This window comes from Paenibacillus glycanilyticus NBRC 16618 (genome assembly GCF_004000805.1).
GTDB classification, from domain to species: Bacteria; Bacillota; Bacilli; order Paenibacillales; family Paenibacillaceae; genus Pristimantibacillus; species Pristimantibacillus glycanilyticus.
In genome coordinates this window covers 198,087-219,525 of sequence record NZ_BILY01000004.1, presented here as the reverse complement: position 1 = coordinate 219,525, position 21,439 = coordinate 198,087, and the positions used below count along the sequence as shown (strand labels likewise).

Below are 21,439 nucleotides of genomic sequence, written 5' to 3'. Positions count from 1 at the left end.
TTGCGAAGACAACGATCATTTCCAGTTCTGCTCAATAAATTCGTCGCGTCCGGACTGGGCGCGGTCTTCTTTGTAATGCTTCGGATTCTTCTTGTGATAATCCTGATGATAATCCTCCGCCGGGTAGAACGTCTCCGCCTCCCGAATCTCCGTCACAATCGGCTTGTCGAAGCGACCGGATAACGCCAGCGCCTGCTTGGAAGCAAGGGCGAGATCCTTCTGCTCCTCGTTATAATAGAAGATTGCTGTGCGGTACTGGCTCCCGCGATCCTGGAACTGTCCTTCGTCATCGGTTGGGTCAATCTGCGGCCAGAATAGCTCAAGCAGGCGTTCATAAGGGAATACCGCCGGATCGAACGTAATCTGGACGACCTCGAGATGACCGGTTGTCCCTTTTTTAACCTCTTCGTAAGTCGGATTGGCCACATGGCCTCCCATATAACCGGATACGATCCCGTGAATGCCTGGAAGCTCCTCAAAAGGCGTAACCATACACCAGAAGCATCCTCCGGCAAAAGTTGCATGCGTAAGTGACATTTTACATAACCCTTTCTTTGCTTGCGTTGACTTGCCATTGTTTATTGTCTAAAAGTAACTTGTCCGGCGTAAGAAGTCAATTTCGCCGCTTCCGCACGCCAATAAGCCCCATAACCCTCCGCATACAGCCGGAAAGCAATGAGGCTTAAGATTTAAGCAATAGCTCCATCTCTAATATATAGGATTCGATCCGCGTACGAAGCTACCGCCTGATCATGGGTGATCAGGATAATCGTATGGCCTTCCGCATGCAGCTTGGTTAAAAGCGCCATGATTTCTTTTCCCGTATGCGAATCGAGCGCGCCCGTAGGTTCATCCGCGAGCAGTATCGAAGGATTTGTTGCAAGCGCTCTCGCAATTGCGACCCTTTGCTGCTGCCCCCCTGACAATTCCGCCGGGCGGTGGTGCAGATGTCCGCTCAGCCCAACCGATTCGAGCGTATCCAGCACCGCTTTTTTTCTCTGATGCCCGGGAATTCCCCGGTAGATTAACGGCAGCTCTACATTGTCGTAGGCCGACAAGGTTGGTATCAGATTATAGCTTTGAAAAATAAACCCGATCCTCCTGTTGCGCACATCCGCCAGTTGATTATCGTTCATTGCCGATACCCGTCTGCCCTCCAGCACATAAGTGCCGCTGTCGGCAGTGTCCAGGCAGCCCATGATATTCATGAGCGTAGATTTACCGGAGCCGGACGGCCCTTGAATGGCAACAAATTCGCCTTCCTGCACTTCCAGCGAAATATGCTGCAAGGCCGTGTAACGCTGCCCGCCCATGCGGTAATGCTTCGTAATCTGCTCCATTTGAACGATGGACATCCTGTTGAACCCTCCTCGTAAGCATTGGCTTAAGAAATCACAAGCAATTCTTGTTTTCGTAAGCATCGACCTACTATAGAAGTTATTCAAAAAGCTTGTTCAAAATATCAGAGCAAATAAGTTTTTCCTTGTTGCGCTTAAGTTCTGCGGGCATTCAATTTGCGCAAATGGAGAATGCGTTTGTACATTTTTAGCGTCGGGAGCTTCTTGAAGGGAATAGCCTCAGGGGTTGTATTCACTTCGAGAATCCAAGGATGCAGCTGCTGGTCCAGCGCAATGTCGAAGCCTAGCTCGGTCAAGAAGGGATACTGGGCTTTAAGTTGATGTGCGCATTCGATGCACATGCTATTCAACTGAGAAGCCACCTTGCGAACTAGCTCGGTCCCTCCATGCGATGCGATTACGGATCTAAAGGGGTAAACATCGGCGCCTTGCGCCCCGTTGGTTACGGCCATGCCTTGCTGGGCAACCCGGGCAAGCATGCCGGTAATCTGCCAGCGCCCGTACTCGTTTAATTGCACTTCGACCCGAAGGTCGTAAATCCGGTTTTTGAATCTGGACAAATGAATGCCGCGTTGAATAATGTACTTGGTGCCTTGGATTTTGTGCGTCAAGGAAGCGACAAGCTGCGCCCAGGTCAGATTGCTTCTCTTTTTTGCACCGAGCTGATAAGAATAGGTACCGTTCTTGTGTTCCACTCGCATAACCCCATCGCCGTGGGAGCCGGCATTTGGTTTGACATAAACCATTTGGTAGAGCCGCAGCATGCTCTTCAAAGATTTTTCGCTGAATAGGAGAGTATGCGGAACATGACTACGCGTTGAAGCTTTTCGGTTCAGAACAATGGTTTTGGCCCATTTGTTATATACGCCTCTTCTTTTTCTCATAGGGACACAATCTTCCTCCGTCTTCCTGACATGGTAGTCTTACAGAGTTAAGATATGCTTGCCTTTTCTGCTTCGAGTGGGCCTTATGCGGGGCGATTCTCTTTTGGGGCGCATAGGATGGTAGAATGATCGACTGAAATGGAGGATGCTTCATGCCTATTTCTATGAATTTACCTTCTCTACGCGCCAAATGGGAGGAAGTGAGACTGCTGTATCCTTGGTATAAAGAGATGACCGGGGATAATAAAAGCTTCAATTGGGAGGATGTTCCTCTTCTCACGCAGGACAGATTGCTGCCCTATTACGAGAGCGACGAGAAGGCTGTTCCGCTAGACTGGAATGTCTACCGGACTTCGGGTACAAGCGGCAATAAAAGAAAAGCTATCTATTATGATGCCAGCGACGAGGATGCTTATATTCAGTATAAAAAAGAAATGTTTGCACAGCTCCTCAAAAACTATGAAGTTTCCCGGGCATTAAGCGATATGGGGACGGGGCATGCGGAAGCTACGGCGGTGCAAATATTCGAAGAGCTAGGTCTTGCATGCGAATCGGTTCCATTTGGCTTGCCTGCAGCCGCCCATTTGATCCGTATTGCGGAGTATCAACCGGATGTGCTGTATACGATGCCTTCTCTGCTTGACGGGATGCTTCGCGTTGCGCCTCCGGATTTTAACTGGGGCGTGCGATGCGTCATTCTGGTTGGGGAGCCGGCACCGCCCGCGTGGCGTCAGCGGGTTGCGGAACGTCTTGGCATTACCGAACGGGACGTAATGGATACGCTGGGCAGCATCGAAATTGGAACAATTGCTTATTATGACCGGACGATCGAACGGTATGTGGTTATGGACGGCATTATAGCCGAGGGCGTGGAACCGGCTGAGGCAGGTCTGCCCGACGTCGAGCTTCCTGCCGGAGAGCAGCTCCTGGTGTTAACCTCGCTTGTGCGTCGGCGATTCCCGGCGCTTCGCTTCGTCACTTACGATGTTGTCCGCGATTTAAGGGTCGAAGAGCGGGACGGCAAGCGGATGACCACCTTTGATGCTATTGTGAAGCGGGTCGGACCGGAGCTCAAGCATGGGGAAAAAATCAGCATTTACGATATCGAAAATGCGATCTTCAAGCATGTCCGGCAGGCCGTAGTGAAGGTGCTTGTGAACGGCAATAAGCTGCAGGTCAACATTACGACTGCTGATGATTTAGATGAAGGTACGAGGACAGCGGTTCGCGATGAGCTGCATAGCACGATCCCCGCGATCGGCGCGATGATCCGGGGCGGTCTGCTGGAACAAATGGATGTTTTGTTTCTTGGCAAAGATACGGACTCCGCTATGCCGGAGGGAACGGGGAAAAAGCCGATTAAGCAGAAAAAGCTGTTTGTGCAGCAGGGCAGCGAAGGAAGGGATCATGGATGAGCGTTTACGATAATGTTGCGTCCATGATTGGCAATACCCCCATGGTGAAGCTTGGAAGACTGTTTGGTCATGCCGATTTTGAGGTATACGCGAAGCTGGAGATGCATAATCCCGGCGGAAGCGTAAAGGACCGTCCGGCAAAGGCTATGCTGGAGGCCGCGTTATTGGATGGCCGGATTAAACCCGGCTCCGTTATCGTGGAGTCCAGTTCGGGCAATCTCGCGGTAGGGCTTGCGCAGCTGTGCAACACGATGGGCTTTAAGTTTATATGCGTGGTAGATCCCAAAACAACGGAAGCGAATCTTCGCGTGCTCCGGGCTTACGGAGCAAGAATTGATCTGGTCGAGAAGCCTGATCCGGAGACGGGAGAATTCGTGCCCGCACGGCTTGCCCGCGTTCGCAGGTGGCTAAAGCGGCTGCCGGATGCTTTTTGGCCGAATCAATACGGCAACAAAAACAATGCCTTGTCCCATCAGCGGACGACTATGGCCGAGATGGCCGCCGATCTTCCCAAGTTGGATTATTTGTTCTGCGGCGTTAGCACCTGCGGAACGATTCGGGGCTGCGTGGACTACATCCGGGAAAACGGGCTGCAGACGAAGGTCATTGCGGTAGATGCGGAAGGCAGCATTATTTTTGGCGGGGAAAAGGGGAAGGTTACGCGTCTGCTGCCCGGACTTGGGGCAGGCATTAAGCCGGGGCTTTGTCCGGACGAGGGGATTCATGAGGTTGTACGCGTAAACGACCGAGATTGCATTGCCGGCTGCCGAAAGCTGGTTCGCATGGAATCCATTCTGGCCGGAGGCTCCTCTGGGGGAGTGATAGCGGCTGTAGAAAAATATAGTCCGTTCATCGAGCCCGGCTCAACCTGCGCGGTACTGCTGCCGGACCGGGGAGAACGCTATTTGAATACCGTTTATGACGATACGTGGGTAACACGGATATTCGGCGAAGCTTTTACGTCCGGACTGCATAAGTAAGGAGGAATCATTTCATGATTTATTTGAATGAACGAGATCTTGAGAGGATCGGCATTGACTGGCTGGCATTGGCCGAGCTTATTGGAGATGCGGCGGCTGCTTACGCCGCTGGCGAGTGCGCGCAGCCGATAAAGCCTTATCTGAAATACGGGGATGAGCGTAACCGGATCATTGCGATGCCTGCTTTTGTCAGCCGCCCGGTGCGTGCTGCCGGTCTCAAGTGGATTGCCAGCTTTCCGGGCAATATTGAGAATGGACTGCCGAGAGCAAACAGCGTTACGATTCTGAATGACCCGGATACCGGCGTTCCCGTTGCGATGGTGCAAGGCAGCCTCATTAGCGCTATCCGGACAGCGGCGGTGAGCGGTGCGATGCTGCGCAAGCTGGTTGCGGAGAAAGAGGTGCCGCTACAGGTGGCGTTGATCGGCATGGGGCCAATCGGGCGGATGCACGTGCATATGCTAAACGGCCTGCTTGGTGACCGGATCAGTCGAATTTCCGTTTTTGACCGTAGGGACATTGAGATTAATGAGTGGTTGGAGGGAGTGCCGGCCGTTATTCCGGTTGAGAAAGCAGCATCCTGGCAGGAGGCATACCGGGGAGCGGATGTGGTGTTTACTTGCACGGCTGCGCCGGAGCGCTATATCGATGAGCCTGCCAAGCCGGATGCGATTCTCATGCATGTTTCGCTGCGCGATTATCGATTGGAGGCATTATCTAACGTGGGCACTATTATTGTTGACAGCTGGGAGGAGATTTGCCGGGCGGATACGGATACGGAGCGTCTGCATTTGCATGCCGGCCTGCAGGCAGAAGATACGTTGACGCTGGCCGATGCACTGACGCTTCCTTTGGAGCAAATCATTCGACCTGCGGGACCAACGTTATTTACGCCAATGGGGCTTGCAATCTTTGATGTCGCCGTTGCGGCGCATTATGCCGAGGCTGCGGAGCGGCTTGTCGTGGGTCTGAGATTGGAATAGAAAGAAAAGGGCTGTTCCGGAAGGAACAGCCCTTTTTTCCGGAGCAGCGGAGTTTTAACGAAACGTCATATTCTTATTTGCGCTATAGAAGCGGATTCTGAGCTCTAATGAAACGTAGTATCGTTATTTAGATAGTTTGGGCTGATTTGGCAGGGGTTTTTCTTAAATAACGTTTCGATGTTTCGTTAGAATTTTGAAAGTCCTCTAATGAGCGGAATAAGAATATGAGGTTTCGTTAGAAATGGGGGTTAAAATACAGCAGCCCCGGAAAACTCTCCGGGGCTGCTGTATTTTATTATTTTACCGATCGCAGGTAGAAACGGCTCGAGTTCTCCCAAATGCCGCCCGGCTCCAGGCTGACGAGACCAATCTCATCGGCCGGCAGGTCAACGTTTGGCGCATTAACCAGGTTAAGCTGCGGCTCAGGGCAGAAGAAACCTTTAGTCGCGTTGTTATTCCATACCATCCATTGCTTGAAGGCTGTACCCGCGTCATACACGAGAGCAACCTGCTCGCGCGCATCCGTCAGCACCATTTGGTTGCGGCCGTTGCGTGGTTCTGCCGTGTAGTGGTTGTCCATCGCTTCCCAATAAGTAGGGACGCCAGTTGTTTGAATAGCCTGTTCGCCCTCGGAGAGCGGGAGGAACTGGCCGGTAGGCAGCATACGCTCGCTCATTTCCCAGCGCTTGCCGATCGTCAACGTGAAGGAGCAGTCCTCCGGCGTGCTGTTTGGCGCGAATGGCGCGTTAACCGCAGTATGGAAGGCAACCATGCAAGGCATGGCGTCTTGTCCTTCATTATGTACGGAAATATGCTGAAGAAGTCCGGTATCGTTCAAGGCGTAACGCAGACGAAGGGTAAACGCGTGCGGCAGGAATTCGAAGATCGGATGCTTCTCGTCTACCGACAGCTTCAGGGATACGTAGCTTTCCGTTTTGTTTACGCCGTAGTCCTCAACCGCCCAGACCGCCGTATGGGCAAAGCCGTGCAGATGGTTGCCTGTCTTAGGCTCGTTAATCGGGAACGTATACGTTTTGCCGCCCAACTCAAAGGTACCGTCTTCATAACGGTTCGGCGGGAACAATACCGGAATCCCGTGAACGCCGGGGTTTGCTTTAAACGCTTCCATTTCTTGCTCGGCTGGCTCGCGGAGAATATGATAGCCTTTGCTTGTGTCGCGGAATGCGATCAGATTCGCGCCAACGCCAGGAAGCACGGCCGCTTCGTAAGAGCCCCATTGCAGCCATACCGCAGGCTCGCCTTTATATTGTTCCTCGAATGCTTTTCCTTGCGTGCTCATTGATAATGCCTCCTTATAATCAACCTTCCCTTAGAATAACAGGATGAACTTGAACAGACAACCGCCGCATTCCAGGGCTGGAATGCGGCGGTTGTCCGTACAGGCAGAGCTTATGGTGTTATGCGCAGCTCGTTGTTAATCGTGCGTTGAGTGAAAAGCTGCTGCAGCACGTATTGTTTGCGCCTAGGTACCGGTACTTGCTTCGTCTCGTGATATTCCGAGCCAAAGTATACGACGCCGCCGGCAATGGACTTGATCTTGCCGATATTAATGTAGCAATTCGTATTCACCGGATAGAAGCTGCTATTTGCGGTGAGCTGCTGGATCTGTTCGGCAGTCATTCTCTTCTTTATGTTGTAGTTTCTGCCGTGGAAGCTGACTAGACCAAGAGTACCAAGCTTGAAGTAAAGCACATCCGATTCCAGTTCGAAATCCTCGTAGATATTTCGGCCGCTCAGCGTAGTATTCATCATTCCGATTCCCCCTTAGAAATGTGAACTACTGATTTGATAGCGCTTACATTATATCACGCCTATTCATGGTTGAAAAGACATTTTTTTATAGGCATCAGAATGTTTGTTTAAAAGCATTGTGAAGACGGATGGCTTATGCTATGTTCACTTTACTGTACTCTACCTAAAGAAAGGTTGTTGAGCAAATGAGCAAGAACCAGACTTTTGCTGGCATTTTATACGTTGGCTCTTATGGAGCCGCAACAGAACCGACGATTCGCGTATGTTCATTTGACGGCGCCGCGGGCAAAATTTCGGTCAAGCAGGAAGTGACTAAAGTTCAAAACGCATCCTATCTGGCCGTTGATTCGGCTGGCCGTCACTTGTATGCGGTAAGCGAAACGGGGCAGACCGGCGATGAAGCGGGAGGCTCGGTTGTATCCTTTGCGATTGAAGAAGGAAGCGGAGCGCTAACGGAGCTGAACCGCCAGCTGACGCATGGCGCGGATCCTTGTTACATAACGGTCGATTCCGCGAATAACGCTGTATTGGTTGCGAACTATACCGGAGGTAACGCAGCGCTTCTTCCTATTCATGAAGACGGCACGCTTGCGCCGGCATCTTCCGTAGTTCGGGAAGAGGCACCGCTTGGCTCAAACGCCGCGCGTCAGGAAGCACCTCATGCGCATGCCATTGTTGTAAACGGTAATTATGTTTATCTGAATGATCTTGGCACGGACCTGATCCATACCTTCCGGATCGAAGAAGGCAGCAAGCTTGTGATGAAAAGCTCCTGCAAGCTTCATTCGGGCGCCGGTCCGCGCCATATTGTATTTCATCAGAGCTTGTCCACGGCTTATGTTATGAATGAATTGGATTCGACGGTTACCTTGCTGAATGTATCGGCGAACGGGGAGCTAACGCCTGTTCAGACCGTATCCGCTCTGCCGGAGGGCTTCTCGGGCTACAATGATGCTGCGGATATTCATCTGTCGCCATGCGGCCGTTACCTGTACAGCTCGAACCGCGGTCATAACAGTATCGCTGTATTTTCGGTTGATCAAGCAGACGGAAGCTTAACGCTTCTGCAAAACGCTTCTTGCGAAGGCGATGCTCCGCGGAACTTCCTTGTTCTGCCGGATGGCAGCCAGCTGCTAGTCGCGAATCAGAAAACAGGCAATATCGTTTTGTTCTCCGTTAACGAAGAGACGGGTCATATCCACTCGGAAGGTACGATACTTGAAGTACCAAGTCCGGTGTGCATTCGTTTGGGTGCTGCCCGGTAAGCTTGGCATATAGAAAGAAGGAATCGGCATGTCCGGCAATTCGGCGAAAATTTCTCCGGCAGTCAAGCTGGGGACGGTATACTCTATTCTTTTTGCTATCAGCTCTGTCCATCTGCTTAACGATGCCATGCAATCGGTCGTATCGGCTTTATTCCCGATATTCGAGGATTCGCTTGGTTTAAAATTCGGCCAGATCGGCTGGATCGCTTTTACCCTTAATATGACGTCGTCGGTCCTGCAGCCTGCGGTAGGTTTATTATCGGACAAAAAGCCCGCGCCATGGATGCTCCCGGTGGGTATGGGATGCAGTCTGGTCGGGATGGTAGGCCTGGCTTACGCGCCAAGCTTCTGGATGCTGCTGCTTGCCGTCGTATTCGTAGGTTTTGGCTCGGCTGTCTTCCATCCGGAAGGCTCGCGCGTCGTATTTTTTGCCGCGGGCGAACGGCGCGGCCTTGCGCAATCGATCTATCAGGTTGGAGGCAACTTCGGCCAGGCGCTTGCTCCGCTGATGACGATTTATATTTTCGTCCCGCTTGGCCAACGCGGTGCCGTGCTTGGGACTTTCCTTGCGATAGCCGCTATTCTTGTGCTTCTCCGGGTTGTCCCTTGGTATGGAGCACAGCTGGCCGAGAAGGGTGCGCCGGTTAAGAAAAAAGCAGCCGGCAGCGCTCCGGCAGTATCGCCATACAACAAAAAAGTTATCGCGTTTGCCTTAACTTTGCTGCTTATTCTTGTTTTTGCACGCTCGTGGTATGCGGCGGGAATTGGAAGCTTTTATAATTTCTACATGCAGGACAAATACGGGTTATCTATCAAAGCAGCTCAAGTGCCGCTCTTTATCTTTATGGCGGCAGGCGTGCTGGGGACGTTCTTCGGCGGTATTCTGTCGGACCGGTTCGGCCGAAAGCGCATGATGCTGTTCTCGATAGCCGGCTCCGCGCCATTCGCTCTGCTGCTGCCGCATGTCTCGCTTGGCTGGGTGTATCCGGTTATTTTCGTGCTTGGATTTATCCTGCAGTCCGGCTTTTCGGTCAGCGTTGTTTACGCGCAGGAACTTCTGCCCGGCAAGGTAGGCATGGCATCCGGCTTGATTACGGGTCTTGCCTTTGGCATGGGCGGGCTTGGCTCGATTGTGCTTGGCACGGCAGCCGACCATTATGGCATTTTGGATACGATGGTGGCCTGCAGCTTCTTGCCTTTGATCGGATTGTTATCGGTTCTGCTTCCGAAGGACCGCAGAGAATAAGATGACAATAAATTGGCTTCAACTCAAAAATTCAGGTATTGCTTAAGATGCTTACCCGTTGATAAAGTTGCCTTAACGGCGCTTGCAACCGCTCTAATCCGGCGTGTGCAGGCGCTGTTTTTGTTTCTTGCGGCTGCCTTGGGAGGCATAATAAATCTTATTGGGGGAATGGAGATGGCTGGTCGATTAGGGGACGTATACGGATTCGTAAAACGCGCAGGTCAGAAAATCGTAAATGGAGCAGGCGATGAAATATTGCTGCGCGGTGTCGGATTCGGGAGCTGGCTGCTCCCTGAAGGATATATGTGGAAGTTTCCGGAAGCGGGTGACCGGCCAAGACGGATAGAGAAAATGGTACGCGAGCTGATCGGCGAGGAGAAGGCGGCTTCCTTTTGGGAGATCTATTATGATACATACATTGCTGAAGCAGATATCCGGCGCATTGCGGAGGAGGGCTTCAACTCGGTACGTTTTCCGATCAACTGGCGATTTCTGATGGCGGAAGGCACGGAGCAATATAATGAGAAGCATCTCGCGCTGCTGGACCGGGCGATTGGCTGGTGCCGGGAGCATAAGCTGTACGTCGTACTTGATTTGCATGGTGCTCCGGGCGGCCAGACCGGTGCCAATATCGACGACTCCGAGAACGATAAGCCCGAACTGTTCTTAAACGATGATTATAGGAAGTTAGCCATCGATATATGGCGCATGCTGGCGGAGCGTTACAAGGATGAGTGGATCGTAGCGGGATATGATCTCCTAAACGAGCCTCTGCCGGACTGGAATGCGCAATATAACGACAGGCTGATGCCATTGTATAAAGAGATGGCGGTGGCTATCCGCGAGGTTGATGAGCGGCATATGATTATTATAGAAGGCGCGCATTGGGCGACGGACTGGTCGGTATTTGACGAAGTGATCGACGATAATCTGATGCTGCAATTCCATAAGTATTGGAACAGCCCGGACACGGCAAGCATTCAGAAGTTTCTGGACAAGCGCGAAGAGCTGAACCTGCCGATCTATATGGGTGAAGGCGGAGAGAACAATATCGAATGGTACACGGGTGCATTCCGTCTGTATGAGGATCATAACATCTCCTGGAACTTCTGGACTTGGAAAAAGCTCGGCACAACCAATTCGCCATGCTCGGTTATGATGCCTGAAGGCTGGGATAAGCTTGTTGCATACTTGAACGGAGGCGAAAAGCCAAGCGCCGAAGAGGCGGAGCAGATCCTGTGGGCATATCTGGATAATCTAGCGTTTGACCGCTGCGTTTACCATCCGGAGGTTGTACGTTCGTTATTGTTCCGGACGCCAATCCGGATTCCGGCTATTTTCTACGGATACTACGGAGAAGGCATCAGCTATGGAGTAGGGGAACGAACCGTGCGGAAGCTGGGCTTCCGTGACGAGGACGGCACGGATATCCGCTTCACGGACAGCGAGCGGGAGACGGCGCATTTTCAGCATGGCGGAGGGCAGTCGTGGGAGCCGCAGGACTGGCTGCATGTGCGGTTGGCACCGGGGGATTGGCTGGTGTATGAGCTGTATTTGCCGGAGGGTACGGAATTAGAGCATGTCGTGACGGTACGCGCGAAGGCCATTGAAGGTGAGGCGGTGGCGGTTATCCGAGTGAATAACCATCTTGCGGGCATTTGTGCTTTTACCGGTACGGAGTGGCAGGAGACTGCCGCAATCGAACGCGTTACGCTGGCATCCGGCCGCTGTCGCGTAACCATTAAAGCCGAAGGCGGACCGCTTGCGGTAGAGTGGGTTAAGCTGGAATGTAATTAACGGAAACATTTGACAAAAAATGATATTTTACGATATTATAGAAATAATTTTTGAGCGAAGCACGCCAAAAGCCTTACGGGTTTTTTGTGTGCTTTTTTTCTATGCAAAATTGCGAATATGGGGGAAGCAGGCAAAAAACAGAGGCGTAATAGCGCTTAAAAATCATAGGGGAGATGATAGATTGTGAGGAAAAGATGGATTTCTATTGTTCTAGCTAGTGTCGTTACAGCAGGGAGTTTGGTTGGATTAGGATTAACCGGTAACGAGCGGAGTGTTGAAGCAGCTGCCAAACCTTCGTTCAAGGATATCGACGGGCATTGGGCGGAATCGTCCATTGAAACAGCGGTGCAGGCTGGGGTACTCAACGGTTATCCGGATGGATCGTTTAAGCCAAATAACACAATAACGAGGGCGGAGCTGCTCAAAGTTATGGCCATGACTTTCAAAATCGAAGTGGGCGCTGGCGGGTCCAATTGGTATGCGCCTTATCAGACTGCGCTGTCCAAGGCGGGCATTTACTTGGATGGGGATTATCCAGGCAACCTGAACAATCCCGCCACCCGCAACGAAATGGCGAAATTAGCGGTACGGGGCAAGTACGCGGAATATCGCGGGAAAAAGTTAAGCGCGGCGGAATTGATGTTCCGCGCGGTGAACAAAGGGATTTTGTCCCGTTCGGGGACAAAGGCGGAGACGATTAACACCGAAGGAACAACAACCCGAGCGGAGGCCGCAGTACTGGTGACAAGGCTGTTAAAGCTGGCTAATGGCGGAAAATTAACGGTTGACCAAGGGGCATCCAGCGCAGCGGAGATCGCTTGGCATCGGCATAATATGATTACGATGTTTGATCAGAATGATTTGGTGAAGCTGCCTTACTCCGTGGATATAAGCAAGAAGTATAACGTGACGATTGACAAGTTGATCATTTTGGATCCTGCGGATACGAAGGGGTTTTATGCGGAGTATTTGAGGGGGGCTAGTTATTATCCAGTTAATAAATCGGATAAGCCAAGTGATGGCTATGTATTTGCTTATAAAATTATCGGGAAAAGTTTAGTAGCAGACGGATCAGGTATTTCAATGAGTAGCAGCTTTTACACATATACAGAGGGGAATGCAGGTACGATTCTTCCTGCACCACAGTATATGTACGAAGATGGTAAATTAATTGAAAGAGAAGGCTTATTCTATAACCAAAAGGTTTTCACTTTTAATAAAATCAATAGCTTAGCACATAATTATCTGTTTGAACTGATGCCTAAAAAGTATATTCAATCTCAAATTGCAAAGTACGGTGGATTTCCAATACATTTAGTTCGGTATAATGTTCCATTTGGAAGTGGTGAACAAATCTACTTGACGGATGTGAAGGATCAATGGGCACATTAAACAAGATTTTGCCACAAATCCTTGTTTTCGCATTAGTATGTAGTCTATTTAGTTTTCAATATAAAGCAAGTGCAGCGACAGAATCGAACATTATCAAATCACAATCCATATCCTTCAAGGCTAGTGAAAAATATAATGAAGATTCCTCGTTATCTAATTTTTCTATGGATTTGAAGGTTCCATCCGGATATAAACCTAAGTTGTATCAGTTATGGATGATGGTTGCAGACAGTACTGGGAAATTAAAACTAACACAGCAATCAACAGGAGCTGTTACAAGTAGTAAGTTGCTGTTAAATAGAATTAATGGAACAAAAATAAAAGCTGTTGCTACTGGTGTGCAGTCAGATATGTATGCTGTAATAAATCGAAGATCTAATGGGAAACAGTGGGTGATCGAAGGTAACAGCGTTGGGCCATATAACGTAACGCCTAAATCGGTAGACGCTTGCTGGAGTGGAAATCTTTCTATATGTCCAGGACTCTTGTCAGGAAAAGATGATAATGGGGTAACAATTAACGGTAACCTTAAAGCAAGCGATGGATGGATTAAAGCTATTAGCGATGGAGTAGATGCCCCTGTTTACTTTACTTCACCAATTGATGGATCAAGTATTTATAAAACGGCTTTAATTCAATCCTCTGTCACTGTAACGAAGGCGACGCCTATCGGGATAGCTCAGCATAGAGTTGAAAGTAAAGGGAAAGGAATATCGGGTAAAGGTCAGTTGACTGTCGCTATACCTCCTGTTAAAGGTTCTATTCTTGATGAAGATGATTGTTTAGGATGCTCCGGAAATGCAATTGCGAAAAGATATACGATGCGGACAGCTTTAGATTGGTCTGCAGAGACTTATTATTACGAAGGAGAAGTCCGTGTAACGTATGAACCAATAGCTTCTCCTAATACGCCAACGGTTTCTTGCGATTGTTCTGCAGAACCAGACACTATCACCTTCGCTGACAAAGATGTCCCAGTCACAGCTATGCTGACTGCCTCTCTTTCAGGAAAAGGCACCAAAACCGTCAAGAACTGGACGATCTACGGCCGTGCCGATGATGGCAGCCAGTACACGACCTCAACCGTTGGGTATGGCTTGGACAAGATCGAGCAAAAGTTCAGCTTTACTATTCCCAAGGCTAAGTTAAATGGTATCGACAGCTACACCGAGACATGGGTCATGCGTGCCCGTGTAAACTTCACAGACGGTACTACGGCGGAGCAGCTAATAGAGTGTACAACAACGGTTACGAAGCCAGATGCCGCCACGCCGGATCCGGGAGGAACTCCAACTCCGCCTCCAGCCCCACCGGTCACCGCAGACGTTGAATTTATACCTAATACCATTATTACTGGCGATCAATCAACGCTGGATAACAATTCAGACGGATATACATCCATGAGTTGGACGTTTTCCAACAACTTGCAAGAATTAATACCGGATGATAGTCAATACCGCTACCCTAACTTAAAGTTTGATAAGCCAGGATTCTATCAAGCAAAAATCATGGTTACCAATGGATCAGAGACGAGATGGGATACGGCTTCCCTGCAAGTATTGGATCCTAAACCGGTTGCAGTGGTTACAGGGCCAACAAAGGTTATTCAAGGGAGAGATTTCTCAAACATCTTCCATCTGTATAATTCGTATACACCGCTTTCCGAGCGCGGGGTAACCGTTGATTTTACGAAGAATCAGACACGCTACAAAAAGGTTGAAGATTCTGAATATACGAATGGCTGGCCATCCAAGCGCCCAACAACTCTTGGTCAATACTCCGTAGAGGGCAAGGTTTTTGATTCACAGGGACGCGAGAGTGACTGGGGCACTCATATTTTTGAAGTGGTTCCCGATCAGCCGCCGATTGTAAGCATCATGAGCCCGGAACAGACCTATCGGTTTAACGAATCGATGATCTATATCGATGCTGCAAGCGTAGATGGCGATGTGCTTGCAAGCATGAAAATCGAAGAGCGTTACGATCATGATAATGACGGCAACTATGAAGAAGAGCCGTGGACAACCATTTACGAAGGGCCATTCAAGGATACGTATCCCGTTACTTATACAACCGTAGGGAAGAGGCAATACCGCGCAAGCGTGGCGGAGGATTACGGTCTAACGGCCATATCCGAAATTGCAGCAACCAACGTTCTCAACTATTCGCCATTTGTAAATTTTGATGTGTCTGGCCTGACGCAGCAGCCGGATCAGGGTGATGACAGCGCACCTGAGGATTTAGCTTACTCGGGCGAATCGATTATGCGTTCGTGGAAGCTAATTCAGCCATACACAACCAACACCAACAAAACGATAGGCTGGAAAACAAATAATGGAGCCCTACAAACCAAAAATGCAAAGATGGCTGACTTCTTTATTAAGTATCCGAACATGGGTTTAGGTGCCAATAGCCGCTCAAAATACGAAGTTGCTACAGATTTAACCAAGCTTCCTGTATGGGGGTTGCCCAAAAATGCGGTCGCAGTCCCATACATTTATGCCGGTCATCGCCTCTATTCACGCGAAGGCCAGGAAATGGTAGAACGCAGTGCAAAGAATGGTACGGAGATTAGCCGATTCTCTTTATCTGCAGTTAGTGGTTTAACTTATTTAGGCGCAGATAAGAACGAGAATTTTTATTATGGGGCTGGGTCATACGGAGCAACAAACTATGAGGTTAAAAAGATTAATAATCAAGGCCAACTCATAGGGAGCTATACCATACCGATATCAGGAGAAATGTCTTACATCATGTATTTCGAAGTTTCGGACGACGGACAAAATCTCTATATGGCCTACCGTGCAAGGACGGGGGCCTCTCAAGAATACTGGAACGTACATGCAGTAAAATATTCCGTTCAGGATAAGTCTGTGAAGTGGGATGTAAAAACACAAGATATAAGGTATAGCCCTACCTTCTTGCAGAATTATAAAGGAGTTATCGACTCTGACGGTGATTTATATTTAACATGGGCCACTCAAACCACTTATGATGGTTATGAGGTCTATGCGATGGCGGTTAATGGGGATACAGGAGTCATGGGTTATGGATCCAGAGGGGCTAGTAATTCCGATATCTCCTATATGACTGCGACGACAGAATATACTCGCGGCCGCACGGATAAATGGAAGACGCTATATTTCAATGTATCGGGCTATGTTCAATACTATAGTGGTGGAAGCAATATGAATACGACTATGTATGGATATCAATGGAATAGAACAACTGGTGCTCTTTCTAAAATCTTTTATGACAACATTAACGAACCTACGCAGTATGGCCTCGAATATTGGGAAACCTGTAAAACATGGTGTGACACAATGAGTTGGGAAGATACTTATGGTGTTGGTACCCCCATTATTTATCCAGACGGTACGGTATATGCAACAACTCGTTACCAAGGGGCAGAATATTACTTCGACCAGTATTTACAACAGATCAAACCAAAGGCAAGTGGAAATCTCGTTGCAAATACAAAGGCCTTTTTAATGCCTAGCGGGAATATCGCCTATCCAACGAATGGGGCCTTTGCGGATTATACAAATGCGATTTACAAGCCTTATGCTTCTATTGTTGTAAATGGAAGGGGCCCTATTGATCCCTATAATAACACCAAAGGCAGCATAAATTACTACAATGAAGTGACGGATACGAGCTATACGTGGACGAGTTCTTTCTTAAAAGATCCAACATTAAATACGAGCATATTACCGGATGGCTCTTTTTATGGATTCTCAGCGCCAGGTACGGCCTCGGGAATTCAATATGTCTTTCCGTTTGTGCCTTCTAGCGGTAGCGGCGATTATCCGAAAGTCATCGATGCTAATACCGTGGAAGTTGTTGACGCAACGTGGGCGGGATTATGGTACGATCCGGCAACTAAGCTGAAGAACGATCGTCTCTCCTTCAACGTCGCTGTTAACGATGCGGCTAACGATAAGCCGATTGGGGCTGCAATTCATATCCAGGACGGAAAAAAAATGTACGCAGCCGAGTGGACCAAGGACAAGCTTACGTTATTCAAAGTCGCAGCGGGTACGAAAACAGCTTTGCAATCGGTAGACTATCCGCGATCACCGTTTGTAACGTATCCCTTTGAGCTTGAAGCCAGTAACGGCACTTTGCGCGTCTATATCAACCATGCTAAATTGATTGAAATTTCAGACACTACGTACAGGCAAGGTTCAGTAGGCATCCTGTCTCTTGGCCAGCAGCAAGCTAAGTTTAGCGATGTAAAGGTTAAGAATTATGGGGATTATTATGTGGAAGAAACCCATCAATCCGTTCTGGTGGGAGAAGAGATCAAATACGAGACCATTTTTGACGATATCGAACAAGATCCCGAGTTGGCCGAAGAGTGGAGCTACCGTCATGATCCGAATTATTTTGCCAACTCGCTTGGGGAAAGTGCATTTGACGGCAAAGCCTTCGAGGTAAAGCTTCCATCGCTGGATAAGCCTGGCCTTTACAATATCACGTTTCGAGCAAAGGATAGTCCCGGCATGGATGAATATGAGTCGTGGTCGGAACCGGTAACCAAAGAACTTTATGTGCACCGCCGTCCAATTGCTCGGCCTGATGTCCGATTCACGGGTATTGTGTACCCCGAAGGGGAGACGCTTGATTATGCCGCATTTGACACCTCCTATGATCCGGATATCCCGGATTATTTGGCGGACCGCAAATTCCGGACCAGATGGGCCGATGAAACGGCGTGGACTGCCGGTAAGAGGGAGCTCTATACCCGCCCCGGGGTGGAACTTATTATTCAAGAGCAAGTGCAGGATGGCTTTGGCGTATGGTCCTACTGGGTAGAGACTCGCGTATACAAGGAAGCGCTCCCTGCTGCAAATCAACATAGGCCGCAGATGATTATCGCCTATCCGGGAGGAACTTTGGCTAGCCCGACTCTGCTTGGAGGAGAGCCAGTCTTGCGATGGACGTACAGCGATGCCGATCGAGATCCGCAAGAGAAGTTCTATCTGAAGGTCTCCTATGTTGATAATGGGACAGCCATTATGGAAGGGACTTTCCCCGGCAACGATACCTCGTTCATTCTTGATGAAGGAATCAAGCAGGGGCGAAAAGTAAAAGTGCAAGGCCGCGTCTATTCCAAAGGGTACTGGTCGGATGACAGCAATATCGTATATTTTATTTTGAACACGCCGCCAGTGACGCATCTGTTGTCTTTTAACGGGGCAAAAGCTTCTGAACCTATCTATACGAATAATAATCGCCCGCTGCTGAAAGTATCCGTTACCGATGTTGATAATCAGCCGGTGTCCAGGGTTGATTACGAGGTCTTTTACAACGCAGGTTCAGAGCTTGCGGTAGACACAAACAGTGCGGTTAGCGCAACCTCCTATACAACCCCGGCATTGCGGGAAGGACTTCATAACTGGAGGGCAAGAGCAAGCGACAGCTTTGCATGGGGCGGTTATTCAGAGAATGGCTATTTCTTTGTTGATACGGTTCCACCGAATGATACGAATGAGCAGCTTGAGATCAAGCCAACATCGGTAAAAGTTACGTTTAATCCGTTTAGTGATGCGGCACCGTCATCCGGTCATGCGTCTAGAGCCTTTTATATGCAAAAAGTGAATGAGGACGGTTCAACGACTAACATTGATTTGAACAACAACGGAACCGCGGAATACAGCATTTCTCTCTCTAATGCAACGACCAGCTACACGGTAGGAGGGCTGCTAGCTGGAGCGAAGTACCGGCTGATGGTGGTGGATTCGGACGTTGCAGGGAATATGGGCCAATACGAATATATTTATTTCTCAACGAACCGTCCGCCAACCGCAGATTTTGACTGGTCGCCAAAGCCGGTATACGAGGGGGATACGGTCGTGTTTACGACTGCCGCATCCGACCCGGATAACAATGATCTTGCTATAACGTATAAGCTGACTAGTCCAACCGGCGTAACCAGAACCTTCGCTTATAGCTTCAAAACACCTTATCCGTTAACGGGCCCAAGCCTGCGAATGACGGAAACGGGAGACTGGACGATGCTGCTCTCGGTCAGCGACGGCATGGAAACCGTTCAGACCGAGAAAAAGGTAAAGGTACTGGCGCTTGGATTAACGGGTTACGTGAAGCATACCGAGCAGTGGGATGAGAAACGGAAGGAATTCAACAAGAAGCAGAGCGGCAAGGAGGATTCGCCGCGGGGGTATAACGTATTTTGGGCCGGCGAGAAGTTCCTATTGTCAGCTTTAACGACAAACACCGGAACGGCAACAAAGGCAGACCGGGTCGAAGTTGCGATGAAAAGCTATTCCGCATCATTAACGTCTTCGAACAGTTCCCGTTCCGGCTGGCAAGGCGAGCTGTGGGAAAAAACATTCAACGATTTCAAGAAAGGGCCGCTAATCTTCGAGTTCACGGCTTATTACAATAATGGCATTGTGAAGCGGGATACGGTGACGGTACAGATTGAAGGCAATGTCTACGATATCGTAGGCGTTCATAGGGTGAAATAATACAAAAAGGCTGCCCATTCGAGGGCAGCCTTTCTTCGTTATCCGGTTTTGATTTTCGTAAAAAACTTGCTGATCGCATAATACGCGGCGCCTCGTACGGCCGACTGATCCTGCAGCTCTGCGAAAAGAATCCGAAGCCGCTCGCGATGGTAAGGCAATGTCCGGCGGGTAACGGAGGATTGCACCGCTTCCTCAAGCCATGTTTTTGCCCGGCTCATGCGATTGCCGATGATCACAACGTCGGGGTTGAACACGTTTACGATGTTCGAAATACCCGCACCCATATACTCGCCAATCTTATAGAATAACGCTCGAACCTCTTCGTTGCCAGCTTCCGCTGCGTCAAGAAGATCCTCTAAATTGTCGAAGCCAAGCGGAGCAGCTTGTTCAAGCAGCGCATTTTCGGAAGCATAAAGCTCCCAGCAGCCTTCATTGCCGCATCGGCAAGGCTTGCCGTTATATTCAATGGACAGATGCCCAAGCTCGCCGGAGAATCCGGTAGCCCCTTTATATAATTCTTTATTAAGAATGATCCCCGTACCGATACCAATCCCGACGCTGACATAGATCTGATGGGCGATGCCGCGGCCAATCCCGTATTTCTGCTCGCCTTGCGCGCCCGCGTTTGCTTCATTATCTATTGTAACCGGCAACTTGAACTCTTCCTCCAGCATGTGCTGAAGCTCGACATGCTGCCATTCCAGGTTCGGGGCAAACAGGATGGAGCCCTGGTCATCCACGATACCCGGTACGCCAATGCCAATTCCCACAATTCCATACGGACTGGCAGGCGCTTTGCCAATGAGTTCTTGTATACATTGAATCAGTTCCTTCAGGGTGAACTCAAGCTGATGCTTTTTGAGGCTTCGCTGAAGCTCGGCCACTACATTGCCCTCAAGGTCGGCAAGCACCCCGCGAATATAATTGACGCCAAGGTCGATGCCAACGGCATATCCGGCCATACCGTTAAACAAGAGCATAACCGGTTTGCGTCCGCCGCTTGATTCCCCGGGACCAATCTCTACCACAAGATCACTGTCGATCAAATCTTGAACCAAATTGGAGACAGTTGCTTTGTTCAGCCCCGTAAGCTCGGAAATTTGCGCTCTGGAGAGGGGGGCTTGTTTCAGCACGGCTTCCAGCACGATGGATGTATTTATTTTTTTAATAAGGGTCAAATCGCCTGTCGTAGTTACTTTCAACTGCAATTGCCTCCGTCCATGTCGTCCATTCAGCCTATTGTATCAGAATTTCCCCGTGTACGGCTGTAGTAAACATATTAACACAAAAACTTAGTTTGTTTAATATACAAACTAAGAGTGGGAGAAATGAAGATATAGATGTGGATTTGTGATTCGTCCATCGTTGGACAAACAGTAATGAGGTTATTAAACGATGCAGGGGAGAAAAAGGGGAAAGCCTGTTTGAGGTAAATTTGACTTCAAACCTACCTCTTATTTATGTTGACGCTTCGACAGGATAAAGCGTTTAAAAGCATTGATTTCATTTAATTCTTCCTCGGTCCAATCCTCGCCGTTTGTTTCTTCTTGATTAGGTTGAAACGTAAGATCCATTCCATTTTCTTCGATGAGATTACTCTTCTTGAGTCCAAATCTGTTCGCGATCTTCTCGATTGCGCCCATGCGAGGCTCTTTCAGGCCTGTCTCCCAGGCTGAAACAGCTTTATTCGTAACACCTGCAATATCAGCGAGATCCTGCTGCGTTAGGTCGTATTTTTCACGTAGCTTTTTTAAATTTGCGCTGATACTCAACGTAATCACTCCATACTTGTTTTAAGGTAATTGTACAAAAAAAGATCCATTAAGATCAACTTAAAGATAGATAAAACGGC

At 49.3% G+C, this 21,439-nt stretch carries 15 protein-coding genes; 8 read left to right on the top strand and 7 right to left on the bottom strand.

The genetic code is table 11. The features are described from left to right. Positions 1–15: 15 nt before the first annotated feature. From msrA to PGL01S_RS04580, 3 genes are all read right to left on the bottom strand, one after another. Positions 16–537 carry a peptide-methionine (S)-S-oxide reductase MsrA gene (gene msrA, locus PGL01S_RS04590; protein ID WP_127491883.1) on the bottom strand — a complete coding sequence of 174 codons (522 nt, stop codon included), beginning with the start codon at positions 535–537 and terminating at the stop codon, positions 16–18. A 152-nt stretch (positions 538–689) separates the two neighbouring features. Further along, the gene (locus tag PGL01S_RS04585; RefSeq protein WP_127491881.1) at positions 690–1,355 is read right to left on the bottom strand and encodes an ABC transporter ATP-binding protein; all 666 of its coding nucleotides are present in this window, start codon (positions 1,353–1,355) and stop codon (positions 690–692) included. 137 nt (positions 1,356–1,492) lie between these two features. Beyond that, positions 1,493–2,242 (bottom strand): YheC/YheD family protein, encoded by a 750-nt coding sequence (locus PGL01S_RS04580; protein ID WP_127491879.1) that lies wholly within the window; start codon positions 2,240–2,242, stop codon positions 1,493–1,495. 152 nt (positions 2,243–2,394) lie between these two features. Here PGL01S_RS04580 and PGL01S_RS04575 point away from each other — a divergent pair, with 152 nt between their 5' ends. From PGL01S_RS04575 to sbnB, 3 genes are read left to right on the top strand one after another with little or no spacing between them, the layout of a single operon-like run. Next, positions 2,395–3,657, top strand: coding sequence for a phenylacetate--CoA ligase family protein (locus PGL01S_RS04575; protein WP_127491877.1), 1,263 nt, complete (start codon positions 2,395–2,397; stop codon positions 3,655–3,657). Further along, complete coding sequence (gene sbnA, locus PGL01S_RS04570) at positions 3,654–4,637, top strand: 2,3-diaminopropionate biosynthesis protein SbnA (RefSeq protein ID WP_127491875.1); 984 nt, start codon at positions 3,654–3,656, stop codon at positions 4,635–4,637. The genes PGL01S_RS04575 and sbnA overlap by 4 nt, the downstream gene beginning before the upstream one ends. Positions 4,638–4,651: 14 nt before the next feature. Beyond that, positions 4,652–5,620 carry a 2,3-diaminopropionate biosynthesis protein SbnB gene (gene sbnB, locus PGL01S_RS04565; RefSeq protein ID WP_127491873.1) on the top strand — a complete coding sequence of 323 codons (969 nt, stop codon included), beginning with the start codon at positions 4,652–4,654 and terminating at the stop codon, positions 5,618–5,620. Between the two features lie 295 nt (positions 5,621–5,915). On the opposite strand, the gene PGL01S_RS04560 is transcribed toward sbnB, so the two are convergent. Both PGL01S_RS04560 and PGL01S_RS04555 read right to left on the bottom strand, forming a co-directional pair. Continuing rightward, positions 5,916–6,920, bottom strand: a complete 1,005-nt coding sequence (locus PGL01S_RS04560) for an aldose 1-epimerase (RefSeq protein ID WP_127491871.1) — start codon at positions 6,918–6,920, stop codon at positions 5,916–5,918. A 110-nt stretch (positions 6,921–7,030) separates the two neighbouring features. Beyond that, a complete protein-coding gene (locus PGL01S_RS04555; RefSeq protein WP_127491869.1) occupies positions 7,031–7,393 on the bottom strand; it encodes a LytTR family transcriptional regulator DNA-binding domain-containing protein in 363 nt (120 codons plus the stop codon). A gap of 185 nt (positions 7,394–7,578) precedes the next feature. Here PGL01S_RS04555 and PGL01S_RS04550 point away from each other — a divergent pair, with 185 nt between their 5' ends. The 5 genes from PGL01S_RS04550 (at position 7,579) to PGL01S_RS04530 (ending at position 19,587) form a co-directional block, all read left to right on the top strand. After that, entirely contained in the window at positions 7,579–8,658 is a 1,080-nt protein-coding gene (locus tag PGL01S_RS04550) for a lactonase family protein (protein WP_127491867.1), read from the top strand. 28 nt (positions 8,659–8,686) lie between these two features. Next, positions 8,687–9,904, top strand: coding sequence for an MFS transporter (locus PGL01S_RS04545; protein ID WP_127491865.1), 1,218 nt, complete (start codon positions 8,687–8,689; stop codon positions 9,902–9,904). Between the two features lie 174 nt (positions 9,905–10,078). Continuing rightward, a complete protein-coding gene (locus PGL01S_RS04540; protein ID WP_127491863.1) occupies positions 10,079–11,701 on the top strand; it encodes a cellulase family glycosylhydrolase in 1,623 nt (540 codons plus the stop codon). A gap of 183 nt (positions 11,702–11,884) precedes the next feature. Beyond that, a complete protein-coding gene (locus tag PGL01S_RS04535; protein WP_164775378.1) occupies positions 11,885–13,093 on the top strand; it encodes an S-layer homology domain-containing protein in 1,209 nt (402 codons plus the stop codon). Beyond that, positions 13,081–19,587 carry a hypothetical protein gene (locus PGL01S_RS04530; RefSeq protein ID WP_127491859.1) on the top strand — a complete coding sequence of 2,169 codons (6,507 nt, stop codon included), beginning with the start codon at positions 13,081–13,083 and terminating at the stop codon, positions 19,585–19,587. The genes PGL01S_RS04535 and PGL01S_RS04530 overlap by 13 nt, the downstream gene beginning before the upstream one ends. Before the next feature lie 38 nt (positions 19,588–19,625). Here PGL01S_RS04530 and PGL01S_RS04525 read toward each other — a convergent pair whose 3' ends face one another. Further along, positions 19,626–20,789: an ROK family transcriptional regulator gene (locus PGL01S_RS04525; RefSeq protein WP_127491857.1), complete on the bottom strand. Its 1,164-nt coding sequence runs from the start codon at positions 20,787–20,789 to the stop codon at positions 19,626–19,628. Positions 20,790–21,041: 252 nt separating this feature from the next. Next, the gene (locus PGL01S_RS04520; protein WP_127491855.1) at positions 21,042–21,359 is read right to left on the bottom strand and encodes a helix-turn-helix transcriptional regulator; all 318 of its coding nucleotides are present in this window, start codon (positions 21,357–21,359) and stop codon (positions 21,042–21,044) included. Positions 21,360–21,439: the final 80 nt, after the last annotated feature.